Source organism: Arcanobacterium pinnipediorum (genome assembly GCF_023973165.1).
In the GTDB taxonomy this organism is placed as follows: Bacteria; Actinomycetota; Actinomycetes; order Actinomycetales; family Actinomycetaceae; genus Arcanobacterium; species Arcanobacterium pinnipediorum.
Genome location: NZ_CP099547.1, coordinates 226,728 through 240,771, shown reverse-complemented (window position 1 = coordinate 240,771; position 14,044 = coordinate 226,728). Strand labels below are relative to the sequence as shown.

Below are 14,044 nucleotides of genomic sequence, written 5' to 3'. Positions count from 1 at the left end.
GACCGTATGGAGTTGATCTCCATATCGAGCAGATAATCCTGAAACAATCTTACAGCGAAGTGCTCACAGGTTCCTAGACAGTTTCATATTTCACCGTGAGAATTGTTTCAACGCCTGCACAATCGCATCAGCAAATAGTTGCCCACCCTCAGAATCGGGGTGGATTTTATCACCGGCTAAATATTCGGGATGGCTCAACGCAATAGCTTCCCAATCAGCTATTACAATGCGATCAGGATACTGGGCGGCAAAGCTACGCATCGTAGCATTCGCAATCGGAACCCAAGTAGCATATTCAGGGGCGGAAGCAGTAACAAATACAACCTTGCGCTCCTCGCCTACAATCGTCAAAATACTTTCGACATCCTGGGCGGTGATGGCTGCATTAGTACCAAGGGCTATCACAACATAAGGACGTAACTCGTTGCGAAGCTGATATTGCTCGGCGATGGCCGCAAATGCTTTAACTGAACGAGAAACAGCACCGTCAACAATGATTCCCGGAAGCAGATTTTCTAACGCTGGCTGAGCAGCTACCGTCACCGAATCACCGATAACGATCACATTATTACCCACCAACTGCGCCACCTGCGTTCTACTTTCGCCGAGTTCAGGAGAAGGCGCAGCCGATGACGCATCTGGCGCTGGGGGAAGAACCTCAGTTTTACCCCCACCTACGTTCGATTCTGTTTGTGCACCTGCGGCTGGTGGGTCCGAAGGCGGAGAATCGCCGTCGTCGTGCTGGCGGGTTTGAATTTCTTGCTGCGCCATATGCAGGTATCGTTCTCCGGAAGACATCTGGCGCTCTGTTAAAATTCCAGCCACAGCAAGAACACTGAGCACCCCCAACCCCGTGGCGTATACCAATCTCGAAGTATGTGCGTGGCGTTTTTGACTCAGCCAGAGCCGCAATCCGTATCGTCGGATAGGGGTTTCAACGAAGCGGTAAGATAAATCAGCAAAAATAATGCTCAGCACAACAATAACGATCGCGGTAGGGCGAACCGCGAAAGGCGAATGGTAAAACCCGATAACATGTAGCGGCCAGTGCCAGAGGTAGATTCCGTAAGACCTGTGCCCTAACCAGACGAGCGGTGGCCATTGGAGTACGGCTCGCACACTACGGGCACCAAATCCACTAGCATCAGGGAGCAAGCCCCGGACAACGAAAACAGCGAGTATCGAAAAACCAAGCATCCCCCACGGATACATCCACCAGCCATCGCCAACACTAAAGCTCAGTACGAGGATGGCTCCCAAGGCGATCCACGAAAGATAACCCCACAACGGCTGTGCTGGAGCGCGAGAACCAGAGAGTAAACCGGGTAAGGCTAACGCAAGCCCGGCGCCAAGCATTAAACCAAAAGAGTGCGAAAATGTTGAGACGTAGGCACTTGTAGGATCAACACTGACCGTGAATACATGTAACGCCACCGAGGCGCCCGCCAAAAGCAGCGTTGCAGCCACACGGAATCTCATGGGCAGGCAATACAAAAAAATAATCAGCACAAGCGGCCAAAAAAGGTAGAACTGTTGCTCTACTGCTAACGACCACATGTTGTTCAACAGCAAAGGTGACTGTAGGTCAAAATAGGAAGACGAATGGGAAATTTGCAACCAATTGTAGCTACCAGTGACGGCTCCCAAGGCTTGCCATCTAAGCTGGGTAAGAGCATCTCCACCAAAGATACGAGCCAACGCAAGTGAGCCGATAGTTGCTAGAACAACTGCAGGAACAAGCCGGCGAATTCGACGTAACCAAAATGCCCCCAACGAGATCGACCCATTGGTCTCAAATTCTTTCGCAAGTAGGGATGTTATCAATAAACCTGAGATAACAAAGAAGATATCAACTCCAACATACCCCACTGTAGCCACGCCAGGAATAAGATGGTAGACCACCACGATGAGTGCAGCAATCGCCCGCAAACCATCTAATCCTAAGATACGTCCTGGCGTCTTTTGCTCCACGTGCTCACCTCTGTTCTCTGGGATATCCATCCTACGTCTGCCAGATGCTGGTTTCGAAACTCTACACGGACCCTGCCCTCTACTGTAAGAATCTTCACCGCCACATACCGATCATTGCAATAAAAATGGTTGGCGCATACCACTAAGAGTATGCGCCAACCAAGAGTTCAACTCATCGGCGTCGCCCAATCTGCGCCACCAACAAGTGCGCCCTTATGCAGTGTGGTTAGCTACCCCACCAACACCGCGAGGAGATTCGTTGGAAATAGCTGCACGGCCAGCTTCCAGACGTGCAACTGGCACTCGGAACGGTGAACACGAAACATAGTTCAAACCAATTTCGGCAAAGAAATGGATCGAAGCTGGATCGCCACCGTGTTCGCCACATACGCCCATCTTCAACTCCGGCTTAGTGCGACGGCCGCGTTCAACGCCCATCTCAACAACTGCCCCCACACCATGAATATCGATCGACTCAAATGGTGAAATACCAAAGACTCCGTAATCGAAGTATTCATTGAAGAAGGTCGATTCGACGTCGTCACGCGAAAAGCCCCACGTGGTTTGGGTCAAATCGTTGGTACCAAAGGAGAAGAAGTCAGATTCGGCCGCAATCGTATCGGCAGACATCGCTGCACGCGGCAGCTCAATCATATTGCCGATAGGCAAATCGAGTTCGACGCCATATTCTTGTGATACCGCATGCAACACATCGATCGCCATATCACGAACGATCTGCATTTCGCGTGAGGAACCGATCAGCGGAACCATGATCTCTGGACGCGGATCCTTGCCCGCCTTCTTCAGTTCTGCAGTAGCCTCAGCAATTGCACGCACCTGCATCGCAATCAAGCCTGGCATCTTCAATCCGAGGCGAACACCGCGCAAACCAAGCATCGGGTTTTGTTCGTGGTTAGCCTTAACGGCTTCGAGTAAGGCACGCTCATCATCAGAAATCTTCTCACCCTTAGCTGCCTTAACTCCCAGTTCTACAGAAAGTTCGGTCAGATCTGGAAGGAACTCATGTAGCGGCGGATCAATAAGACGTACCGTTACTGGCAGGCCATCCATTGCCTCGAAGATTCCTAAGAAATCACCCTTTTGCAGGGGTAGCAACGCATCGAAGGCAGCTTGCTTTGCTTCTTCGGTCTTGGCGAGAATTACTGTTTCAATGAGCTTACGCCGATCGCCGAGGAACATGTGCTCAGTTCGGCACAATCCAATTCCTTGCGCACCGAACTCGCGAGCGCGCTGTGCATCTTCTGGAGTATCGGCATTGGCGCGAACAAGAAGTTTCCGAGCGTTATCTGCCCGGGTCAGAATCATATCTACTGCGCGCACAAGATCTTGAGTGTCTGCATCATCTGTTGCCTGAAGAGCAGATTGGAGACCTTCAGAAATGTAGGTCATCACTGGCGAATTCGATACAGCTACAGCGCCCTCAAAGACTTCACCGGTGGTGCCGTCGATGGAAATAATATCGCCGGCCTTCAACACTCGGTTTGTGCCTTTAATCGAGACAGTTCCGGCTACTTCTTCAACTAGAAGTTCATCAGCACCCACAACACAGCACCGACCCATTCCACGGGCGACTACTGCAGCATGGGAGGTCTTGCCACCGCGAGCTGTCAAAACACCCGAGGCCGCAACCATGCCTTCGAGATCGTCTGGGTTGGTTTCGCGGCGCACGAGAATAACTGAGGCTCCCGCTGCAACACGTTCCTTTGCTTGCTCGTTGTTAAGAACAATTTCTCCAACTGCTGCTCCTGGTGAAGCCGCCATGCCACGGGTGAGAACATTCTTGGCAGCCTTCTTATCGAACTGTGGGAAGAGCAGTGAGGTAAGTTGATCGCCCGATACTCGCGTCACGGCTTCGTCTTGTGTGATAAGACCTTCTTCAACGAGTTGCTTGGCAATTCGGAATGCGGCCGCTGCAGTACGCTTTCCAACTCGAGTTTGCAACATCCACAGTTTTCCTTGCTGGATGGTGAACTCGATATCACACAGATCACGGTAGTGATTTTCCAGCTTCTTCATAATGGCAACAAGTTCGTTGTATGAGGTTTCGTCTAGGCGTTGAAGATCAGCTAACGACAACGTGTTACGAATTCCAGCAACGACGTCTTCTCCTTGAGCATTTTCGAGATAGTCGCCATAAACACCCGCATCACCAGTGGAAGGATCGCGGGTGAAACATACACCGGTTCCTGAGCCTTGCCCCATATTGCCAAAGACCATTGTTTGGACGTTGACTGCAGTACCGAGATCGTTTGGGATATGTTCCCGACGACGATAGATTCGGGCACGGTCAGTATTCCATGAGTTGAAGACTGCTACGACGGCGAGGTTGAGCTGTTCGCGTGGATCTTGCGGAAAATCGATCCCGGTTTCTTTCTTGAAGATGTCTTTGAAAGTTCCCACGAGCTCTTTGAGATCTTCGGTGGTCATATCAAGATCGCCGGAGTAACCGTTGCGCTCTTGAAGGGTATGCAACGCGGTTGCGAACAGATCGCCGTCGATATCCATCACGGTTTTGCCAAACATCTGGATTAAGCGACGGTAGGAATCCCATGCAAAACGCTCATTTCCGATCTGTGATAATCCGAGCACGGACTCATCATTGAGTCCAATGTTGAGCACAGTCTCCATCATTCCTGGCATGGAGAATTTAGCGCCAGAACGTACTGACATCAAGAGTGGATCACGTGGGTCACCCAGTTTCTTACCCATGACGTTTTCCACATCAGCAATCGCCCGGGTAACCTGATCATCGAGTTGTTCTGGGACACTGTTGTGGCCCAAATAGTAGCGGCACGTTTCAGTAGTGATGGTAAAGCCAGGGGGAACTGGCAACCCCAGTTTTGTCATTTCTGCAAGGTTAGCGCCCTTGCCACCGAGCAAATCTTTCTGATCTTTGTCACCTTCGGTAAAGTTGTAGACATATTTCGTCATATGCGTTTAGCCCTCCATTGGGTTGAGTGAAACAGTCGGACACAACTGTTTTAGTCCGTGTATAATCTACCACTTTAGTCCTAGATACGAGAACTTTTCTGCCCCCCTAGAACCCCATAACAGCGCGGTCATATTCTCATAAAATGACCATATCTTGAGATATTTTCCAGTTTCTTGAGAGAAGTCTGCGTCAAACATAGAGTTAGACCTATGAACGCCGTCTTACTAGCCGTTATCTTGATGTTGATCCTTGCACTGTTACGTGTTCATGTGGTGATCGCACTATTCATCGGCGCTTTGGCCGGCGGCTTGAGTGCTGGTCTGGGTCTAGATGGCACCATGTTGGCATTCGAACTCGGTCTAGGAGATGGCGCTAAAATCGCATTATCCTACGGGCTGTTAGGCGCCTTCGCCATGGCTGTGGCACACGCTGGTCTCCCCGAAGTTTTGGCCTCCCAGTTAATTCGCCGTACGACGTCTACTAAGACTGCTTCGCGCACTGCGCTGATAAAGTACAGCCTGCTCGGCGGTATCCTCTTGATGGCGATCTTCAGCCAGAACCTAATACCGGTACATATAGCGTTTATTCCTATCCTTATCCCACCACTGATCCCAGTATTTAACCAGCTTCACCTAGATCGCCGTGTTGTTGCCTCGATCCTGACTTTCGGCCTAGTTACAACCTACATGTTTATTCCTCTCGGTTTCGGTTCGGTGTTCCTCAACGATATTTTGCTCGGCAACATCGCCAAAGCCGGGCTCGACGTCAGTGGCCTGAACGTGATGCATGCGATGGCAATTCCCGCAACCGGAATGCTCGTGGGACTAGTGATCGCCGTCGGTTTTTCCTATAGTGCACCGCGCAACTACCCACAAACCGAGGCCGCTGCCCCCAACCACGCGCCACCGGTGTCAAAAAAGAATCTCATCGTCTCCGTCGTTGCTGTCCTAGTCACGTTCGGCACTCAACTTCTCCTTAATTCTCTCGGCTACGAAGCAGACGCACTCTTGCTCGGAGCCCTGTTGGGCTTGAGCGTATTCTTATTCACCGGCACGCTGAAACTACGCCAAGCTGACAACGCGTTTAGCGAAGGCATGAAGATGATGGCAATCATCGGCTTCACCATGATTTCTGCGCAAGGCTTTGCATCGGTGATGAACGCTACTGGGCACATAGAATCTCTCGTGTCAGCTGCCAACACGCTAGTGGCTGGAAACAAAGCACTAGCAGCCCTCGCAATGTTAATCGTAGGACTCATCGTCACGCTAGGCATTGGATCATCCTTCTCCACGCTGCCAATTATCAGCACCATCTATGTTCCGCTGGCAGCTTCGCTCGGGTTTTCCCCACTGGCCACCGTCGCTATCATCGGAACAGCCGGCGCGCTAGGAGACGCCGGATCACCTGCTTCAGATTCAACTCTTGGTCCTACTTCGGGACTAAACGTCGATGGCCATCACGACCACATCCGAGATTCTGTTATCCCCACATTCTTACACTTCAATCTCCCGCTCCTAGCCGCAGGCTGGATCGCCGCGATGGTTCTCTAGCTTAGAGTCCTTCGCGAGCGTTAGATTGTGCAGTCATATCGGCTAACACTTCGCTGACCTGCAGTTCGGTGACGTGGGTGGTCATTGGATCGTCATACACTAAATCCCCGATAACATTGTGTACGTATTCGACGTCCTTATCCCCGCGTCCCGAGAGATTGACTAAGAGCGCTACCTCGCCGGTTTGGCGGGCGCGGCGAGCCGTGTCAGCGCCGAGTGCTTCGTCAAGGTTACCGTCATTGATTGAATCAGCGAGTTTGAAAGCATAGGCGAGGGCGTGGGCAGATTCGAGGGCAGGGAGAATCCCTTCATACCGGCACAGCATCCTGAACGCTTGCAATGCTTCAGCGTCAGTGATCCCAACATAGCGGGCGCGGCCGGTTTCCATCAGATACGCGTGTTCTGGGCCGACTCCAGGATAGTCTAGCCCAGCAGAAATTGAATACGATTCGGTGACGTCACCAGATTCACCGAGCAAAACATAGGATTTACTGCCGTGCAGTACGCCGACTTTGCCGCGCGCTAACGGCGCTCCGTGTTTGCCAGAATCAAGGCCTTTACCGGCTGGTTCTACTCCTACCAGCTGCACATCGTCGTTGCCTGGCTCATCAGTTAAATAATGGGCGAATGCTCCGATGGCATTCGAGCCACCGCCTACTGCAGCGATCACCATATCAGGCAGACGTCCGATACGATCGAGCATTTGTGCTCGTGATTCTTGAGAAATAACTGCCTGGAATCCTTTAACCAGCGTGGGGAATGGATGCGGTCCACATGCCGAGCCGAGCAGGTAGTGGGTTGTTTCAACATTTTCGACCCAGTCATTAAGCGCAGTATCGATTGCGTTTGACATCGACCCCTCACTCCCAACTACTGGAACAACTGTTGCCCCCATCATCCGCATCCGCAACACATTTGGCTGTTGGCGAGCTACATCTTTTGCCCCCATATAGATTGTGCACTCCATGCCTAAGAGCGCGGCGATCATTGCGGTAGCGGTGCCGTGTTGCCCAGCACCGGTTTCTGCAATGAGCCGGGTTTTACCCAACCGGCGGGCGAGTAATCCTTGGGCGAGGACTTGGTTGCCTTTGTGCGCACCGCCGTGGACTAGGTCTTCGCGTTTGAGGAAGATTCGCACGCGCACAGAATCTTCCGACGACGGCGTCGTTAACGGCAAATTAGCACATTCGGTGATCGGGGTGGGGCGACCTAAATAGTTTTCTCGCAATTGATCGAGTTCTTCGAGGAATTCGCGATCTTGGCTGGCGTGTACGTATGCCGCTTCGAGTTCGTCAAGAACTGGTAGGAGTTTCTCGGGGACGTATTGTCCGCCAAATTGACCAAAGTAGGCGTTGAGGAGAGTTGAGCGAGTCATGAGATACCTTTCAATATGTGAAGAGTTAAAGTTTGTTACTACTTCTTTTGCGGTAGTCAAGCTCGCATAAAAAACCGGCTCGCCACTTCAAAGAAGTAGATGCGAACCGGATATGAATCGTCGATAAACGGCCCGCCTACGCGAGCCACCACCAGTTTCGATTCATCATGTTGATCATGGCTCATAGTCTACGGCGAACCATTCGCGTAACGCAAGTCAGCAACCATATCGGCCCGCTCGATAAATCACGCCTCGGGCAATTGCTGATCTAGATAGCAGTGATGGCATGATCGAAGTATCGATCATGCCATCACTGCTAGTTAGTCACTGTATGTTATGAGTTTTCTGGCTCAGTTACAGGTTGCGGGCTCGGATCTACATTCTGCGATTCCGGAACGATAGCCGAAGGCTGCGCCAAACCGTTAATCACTTCAGTTTCAGCGTTCGGAGTAACACCTTCAGGAAGTCGATAGTCAGAATCTTGACCGGTGAATGTAAACGACATCGGGATATCATCTTCATCTACATCCACAACAATCGTTTGCCCAGAAGTAAATTCACCAAACAAGAGCTTTTCCGATAACTGATCTTCGATATCGCGCTGGATTGCACGCCGCAACGGACGAGCACCCAAAACTGGATCGTATCCGCGATCTGCAAGCAGATTCTTGGCCTTATCGGTGAGTACGATTCCCATGCCTTGATCTGCTAACCGGGCACCAAGCTTGTTAATCATCAAATCAACAATCTGCAAGATTTCCGGCTTCTGCAACTGTGGGAAGACGATAATATCGTCAACACGGTTTAAGAACTCGGGACGGAAATGATTCTTTAGCTCATCATTAACGCGTAGCTTCATCCGCTCATAGGAACCAGTTTCATCACCATCAATTTGGAAACCGGTGGAAATACCCTTGGCAATATCCTTCGTTCCCAAATTCGTGGTCATAATAATCACGGTGTTCTTGAAGTCAACTACCCGGCCTTGTGAATCAGTCAATCGGCCTTCTTCGAGAATCTGAAGCAAGGAGTTAAACAGATCTTGGTGCGCCTTTTCCACTTCGTCAAATAGCACTACCGAGAACGGCTTACGGCGAACCTTTTCAGTTAATTGGCCGCCTTCATCGTAACCAACATATCCTGGAGGTGCACCGAAGAGACGTGAAACCGTGTGCTTTTCTTGGAACTCAGACATATCCAAAGTAATCAGGGCATCTTCGTCACCGAACAAGAACTCGGCAAGCGCCTTGGCAAGTTCAGTTTTACCAACACCAGTTGGGCCAGCGAAAATAAAGGATCCACCTGGACGGTTAGGATCTTTTAGCCCCGCGCGGGTACGGCGAATTGCCTGGGACAACGCAATGACTGCCTCATTTTGGCCGATAACTCGCTTATGGAGCTCATCTTCCATCCGCAACAACTTCGACGATTCTGCCTCGGTTAGCTTAAAGACTGGGATACCAGTTGCCATCGACAAGACTTCAGAAATCAGTTCTTCATCAACTACCGCAATCACATCAAGATCGCCTTCGCGCCACGCCTTGTCACGCTCAGCACGTTTCTCAGTCAATTGCTGCTCCTGATCGCGCAATGCCGCAGCTTTTTCGAAATCCTGCCCGTCGATGGCTGCTTCCTTTTGCCGCTTGACCTCAGCGATCTCTTCATCCAATTCACGCAATTCTGGCGGCGCCGTCATCTTTCGAATTGCCAATCGTGCACCAGCCTCATCGATCAAATCAATCGCCTTATCTGGCAAGAAACGATCATTGATATAGCGATCAGCCATCGTGGCAGCCGTTTCAAGCGCCTCATCAGTAATCGTCACCCGATGGAAAGCCTCGTAGCGATCACGCAACCCTTCCAAAATAGCGATGGTTTCCTTCACCGAAGGCTGTTCAACCTGAATCGGCTGGAAACGGCGCTCCAAGGCGGCATCTTTTTCAATATGCTTACGATACTCATCGAGAGTGGTTGCACCGATAACCTGCAGCTCACCACGAGCCATCATCGGTTTCAGTAGCGAAGCCGCATCCAAGGCACCTTCAGCAGCACCAGCCCCCACAAGAGAATGGATTTCGTCAATAAATAAGACGATATCGCCGCGCGTGTTGATCTCTTTTAAGATCTTCTTCATCCGCTCTTCGAAATCACCACGGTAACGTGAACCAGCAACAAGGGAGCCCATATCGAGTGAGTAGAGCTGCTTATCTTTAAGCGTTTCAGGCACATCACCGTGCGCAATCGCCTGCGCCAAACCTTCAACAACAGCAGTTTTACCTACGCCTGGCTCACCGATAAGAACCGGATTGTTCTTATTACGGCGCGAAAGAACTTGCATAACACGCTGTGTTTCAGTGTGCCGACCAATAACTGGATCGAGTTTGTTATCGCGTGCGGACTGGGTGAGGTTGCGCCCGAACTGATCTAGAATGGTGGAACCAGACTTCACCCCTTCGCGTGCGCCTCCGCCACCTACACCAACAGCTTCTTTACCCTGATAGCCACTAAGTAGTTGGGTAACTTGTTGGCGCACCTTGGGCAGATCAGCGTCTAGCTTGACCAACACCTGGGCAGCTACACCCTCTTGCTCTCTGCATAATCCGAGCAGCAAATGCTCGGTACCGATATATGAGTGACCTAGCTGGAGGCCTTCACGCATCGCATACTCGAGAACCTTCTTAGCACGAGGCGTAAAGGGAATATGACCCGAGGGCTGTTCTTGGCCTTCCCCGATAATCTCAACAACTTGCTCACGCACCGCATCAAAGGAAACACCGAGTGCTTCAAGCGCTTTGGCTGCCACACCTTCGCCCTCTTTGATCAAACCAAGCAAAATATGTTCGGTGCCAAGATAGTTATGCTTGAGGTTGCGTGCTTCTTCTTGCGCCAAGACGATTACTCGACGAGCGCGATCAGTAAACCGTTCAAACAATGTGGTTTCTCCTTTAATTCATACAACTGCCACCTACCTTAGCGACATTTTGCACCTAACGGGTAGCGCGTTCGCCACCGGCATGACTGTCAGATATCAGCAACGATAGTGAACGGACCGTCGTTGAGGAGTTCAACATCCATCATTGCCCCGAACTGTCCAGTTTCTACCGTGAGTCCGTAGCTGCGCACTGCGGCAAGAAGCTGCTGGAAAATCGGCTGCGCAACTGATCCGGGCGCAGCATGAGACCACGATGGCTTTGTTCCCTTACGCACATCGGCATAGAGCGTAAATTGTGAAACTAACAAGACCGCACCGCCAGCTTCGCTGAGGCTGACTCGATCTTTAGGATCATCAGAACCACTCACAGAACGCATAATTTTTAGGTGCGCGATCTTCTTGGCTAATTTCGCAATCTGGGCCTCGCCGTCGTCGTGGGTAATCCCAACCAACACCGCAAGCCCGCTACCAATACTGCCAACGACGTCGAAGTTCCCGTCACGTTCTACCCGTACAGTTGCATGTTTGACTCGTTGGATCACCGCACGCACTACTTACCACCTAACGATTTTGATGCCATTGATGGCGGCGGGCCGCCAAGACGACGCGCACTCAATCCACTGCCAGGGCGAATATCAGGCGAGGCCGAAGATTTACCTTCGCGCGAAACAATCTCCACCTGGGAAGCAACGAAATCCCCAACGCTCACCACCGCATCAAGCGGAACGTTGCGTTTGAGCAAAGCCAAGGCAACCGGGCCATCTTCTACCGAACGTGCCACCGAGGTCACTTCCCCGGCGTTACGACCATCTACTGTGACCGCACTTCCCGGCGCTGGCAGCTCTTCGCCGCCTTCCAAATACAAGAACACCAGCCGCCGAGGTGGTTTTCCTAAATTAACAAGTTTGGCAACAGTTTCTTGCCCCGGATAACAACCTTTTTCCAAATGCACCCCGGTACGCAACCAGTCAAGCTCGTGTGGCAACGCCGGACGTGCTGCTTCGAAGCTCAACGCTGGTCGCCAATCCACAATCCTTGCCGCCTCCCAAGCCTGATATCCGGCCGGTTTCAGCGCCATACCATGCAGTGCCTGTAGCGCATCTTCAACATTTTGCGGATCGACGACGACGAGGCTGCGCCGGGTATCGATTCCCGGATGCTCATCATCATCAACGCCGTAAGTTGCTCCGCCTTGTGCGGTATGTGGCCAAGGATCTTCCCACACGCAGTAAGTATATTGAGCCAGCTCGGCTGGAATCTGACCAGACCAGTTCATCAAACCGAACACCACCACATCGGTAAGCAACTCAGTTTCTACCCGCATCATAAACGTCATCTTGGCAATATGTTCTGCCAGACTTTGCCCATAACCGTGATCTGTTATCAGCCACGTCGTATCGGCATCGCTAATAGCGCCAGCTGCATGCGTGATATGCCCGTGGGCATCAAGGATCAACATCTCAGTCGACTCACCGGCTTCGATCTGTTCAAAGTTACGGCTCGAGATCAGATGCAATAGCTTCAACCGATCTGCTCCGCGCACCGCGAGAACCTCGCGATCTAACATCGTAAACGACCTGCCCTGGCGTAAACTCTGTTCTTCAGCAAACGGATTGCCGTAATGAGCCGGAACCCGTTCGCCGTCGAGAATAACCGCACCTGGGAAAGTGGAGATCACGCTCACGCCAGATCCTTATCTTCAGATACTGGATCAACGCTGCCATCAAACGTGCGCGACAATCGTCCTGCCATATACGAACGCATCGGAGCACCAAAACCAGCCATATCCACAGCGTAGAACAAATCTGAGGCAACCGAGCCAGCCATAACTTTGACTGCATCGATTGCTGCCCCCGAACCAGAACGCATAATCGAATCAGTAATCATCTGCAACCGTGGACCGTTAATCAAACCAACCCACGCATGAGCAACCCCAACAGGAGAGGCCAACATGGCCTCGATTTCATACGAGCCATCCTCGCGTTGCTTAGATTGCGGATTAACTCGAATATAGCCGGTATGTTCCATCCACAACTCGTTTTTGGTGAGCTGATCGAATGTCACCTGCCCTGGCGCTTCCTTATCAACCACGCCTGCAGGTTCGTTAGCTAACCACACCGTTGAGGTCACCTTCAGATAAGGCCCGGCGTTCGAAGCATCAAAGCGCACCTGATGAATATAGGCGGCTGGTTCGACATTCTCATATTCGAGAATGCCACCCCCGACCCACGAATCGATCATCCACGCTAGCGGAGTATTTTCGGGAACTAAATTTTCTGGAAGTCGTATAGCCATAGTCTAAGGCTAAACGACTCCGAGGCTTCCTGCCTAGCTGGCGATGAACACGATGACGCCTACCGCTAACGGCGGAATCATTGCGCGGGTAGCAATGTTGATCACCGGCGATGGCCGCGGTAAATCCATGCTCATGCGCGCAGTTAAGAGATATATGGCCCCCACACTGACTCCGATCAAGAGCGCTGACTCTAATGGAATTCGCGTCAAATACGCAAAACCCAGAGCGAAAGCGAGGCCATTGATGAAACCGGCAATGCGCGCCGCTACAGAATTGTAGGCATGCATAAGGGACACAATCGCCAATGTTATCGCCGCAACAATAGCCACATTTTTCCCGTCAGCACTGCGCAAGGCATGAATCCACAATGAACCCGAGAGCAGCACGACTGCGCCAGTAAAACCACCAGAAAGCTGTTCGATAAGGCGCGGTCTGCCATCGGAGCGTAACATCTCGGCAATAAAAGCAGTGATGATGCTTCCCGCCCCAACAATCGTAGTATGGGCCACAGTCCCGAACAGAGCCGTCACGGTCAAAGCAATCGCCAACAAAAGGAGCATGATTCGCGGAATTAATCGGGTAGGTAAATCAAGAAGGTTGGGCCATCCTGCAATAAGGACCGCACTCAAAATCCCAACCGCTACCGCAATCACATAAGGGCCAAACACTGCTCCCAACGCCAGCGATGTTGCCGCATAAATACCGAGTAATGCGCGCGCATAGCCGGTGCGCTTTTCCCATGCGGCGGTCAACAATTGATCCGGCAAGGCGGGAGCCGGGGTCTCAAGTGAGCTAGCAGTAGGTTGCGGTTCGGTGGTGTTCACACAAGTATTGTCCCATACCTCGCCAATTTTTGGGACACCACCAGCCCAAAATATCGAAGACCAATGCCCGGTTATAGGGAAGTTAATACTGACTCAACGTTCACTTCTTTGAAACAGTGTGCACAGGCAGTAGAAACTGTGCA

At 51.6% G+C, this 14,044-nt stretch carries 10 protein-coding genes; 1 reads left to right on the top strand and 9 read right to left on the bottom strand.

All coding sequences use genetic code 11. The features are described 5' to 3' along the window. Window positions 1-90 precede the first annotated feature (90 nt). Both NG665_RS01010 and ppdK read right to left on the bottom strand, forming a co-directional pair. Window positions 91-1,971 (bottom strand): acyltransferase family protein, encoded by a 1,881-nt coding sequence (locus NG665_RS01010; protein ID WP_252673472.1) that lies wholly within the window; start codon window positions 1,969-1,971, stop codon window positions 91-93. 213 nt (window positions 1,972-2,184) lie between these two features. Next, window positions 2,185-4,923, bottom strand: a complete 2,739-nt coding sequence (gene ppdK, locus NG665_RS01005) for a pyruvate, phosphate dikinase (protein ID WP_252673471.1) — start codon at window positions 4,921-4,923, stop codon at window positions 2,185-2,187. Window positions 4,924-5,133: 210 nt separating this feature from the next. Between ppdK and NG665_RS01000 the strand changes: the two genes are divergently transcribed. Next, window positions 5,134-6,474: a Na+/H+ antiporter family protein gene (locus NG665_RS01000; protein ID WP_252673470.1), complete on the top strand. Its 1,341-nt coding sequence runs from the start codon at window positions 5,134-5,136 to the stop codon at window positions 6,472-6,474. 1 nt (window position 6,475) lies between these two features. Here the strand turns inward: NG665_RS01000 and trpB are convergent, their stop codons facing one another. The 7 genes from trpB to NG665_RS00970 all read right to left on the bottom strand — a co-directional run bounded on the left by trpB (window position 6,476) and on the right by NG665_RS00970 (window position 13,901). Continuing rightward, window positions 6,476-7,849: a tryptophan synthase subunit beta gene (trpB, locus tag NG665_RS00995; protein ID WP_252673469.1), complete on the bottom strand. Its 1,374-nt coding sequence runs from the start codon at window positions 7,847-7,849 to the stop codon at window positions 6,476-6,478. A gap of 56 nt (window positions 7,850-7,905) precedes the next feature. Beyond that, the gene (locus NG665_RS08650) at window positions 7,906-8,034 is read right to left on the bottom strand and encodes a hypothetical protein (protein WP_289812920.1); all 129 of its coding nucleotides are present in this window, start codon (window positions 8,032-8,034) and stop codon (window positions 7,906-7,908) included. A gap of 149 nt (window positions 8,035-8,183) precedes the next feature. Continuing rightward, window positions 8,184-10,781, bottom strand: coding sequence for an ATP-dependent Clp protease ATP-binding subunit (locus NG665_RS00990; protein WP_252673468.1), 2,598 nt, complete (start codon window positions 10,779-10,781; stop codon window positions 8,184-8,186). An 89-nt stretch (window positions 10,782-10,870) separates the two neighbouring features. Further along, entirely contained in the window at window positions 10,871-11,332 is a 462-nt protein-coding gene (gene dtd, locus NG665_RS00985) for a D-aminoacyl-tRNA deacylase (protein ID WP_252673467.1), read from the bottom strand. Next, window positions 11,332-12,465 carry a CAF17-like 4Fe-4S cluster assembly/insertion protein YgfZ gene (gene ygfZ / locus NG665_RS00980; protein ID WP_252673466.1) on the bottom strand — a complete coding sequence of 378 codons (1,134 nt, stop codon included), beginning with the start codon at window positions 12,463-12,465 and terminating at the stop codon, window positions 11,332-11,334. The genes dtd and ygfZ overlap by 1 nt, the downstream gene beginning before the upstream one ends. Further along, window positions 12,462-13,076: a heme-binding beta-barrel domain-containing protein gene (locus tag NG665_RS00975; protein WP_252673465.1), complete on the bottom strand. Its 615-nt coding sequence runs from the start codon at window positions 13,074-13,076 to the stop codon at window positions 12,462-12,464. The genes ygfZ and NG665_RS00975 overlap by 4 nt, the downstream gene beginning before the upstream one ends. A gap of 33 nt (window positions 13,077-13,109) precedes the next feature. Beyond that, window positions 13,110-13,901: a hypothetical protein gene (locus NG665_RS00970; RefSeq protein ID WP_252673464.1), complete on the bottom strand. Its 792-nt coding sequence runs from the start codon at window positions 13,899-13,901 to the stop codon at window positions 13,110-13,112. Between the last annotated feature and the right edge of the window lie 143 nt (window positions 13,902-14,044).

Excerpts from the sequence above, each read along its gene's own strand:
- ppdK (WP_252673471.1), bottom strand. The coding sequence starts at position 4,923 with ATGACGAAATATGTCTACAACTTTACCGAAGGTGACAAAGATCAGAAA.
- NG665_RS01000 (WP_252673470.1), top strand. The coding sequence starts at position 5,134 with ATGAACGCCGTCTTACTAGCCGTTATCTTGATGTTGATCCTTGCACTG.
- trpB (WP_252673469.1), bottom strand. The coding sequence starts at position 7,849 with ATGACTCGCTCAACTCTCCTCAACGCCTACTTTGGTCAATTTGGCGGA.
- NG665_RS08650 (WP_289812920.1), bottom strand. The coding sequence starts at position 8,034 with ATGAGCCATGATCAACATGATGAATCGAAACTGGTGGTGGCTCGCGTA.
- NG665_RS00975 (WP_252673465.1), bottom strand. The coding sequence starts at position 13,076 with ATGGCTATACGACTTCCAGAAAATTTAGTTCCCGAAAATACTCCGCTA.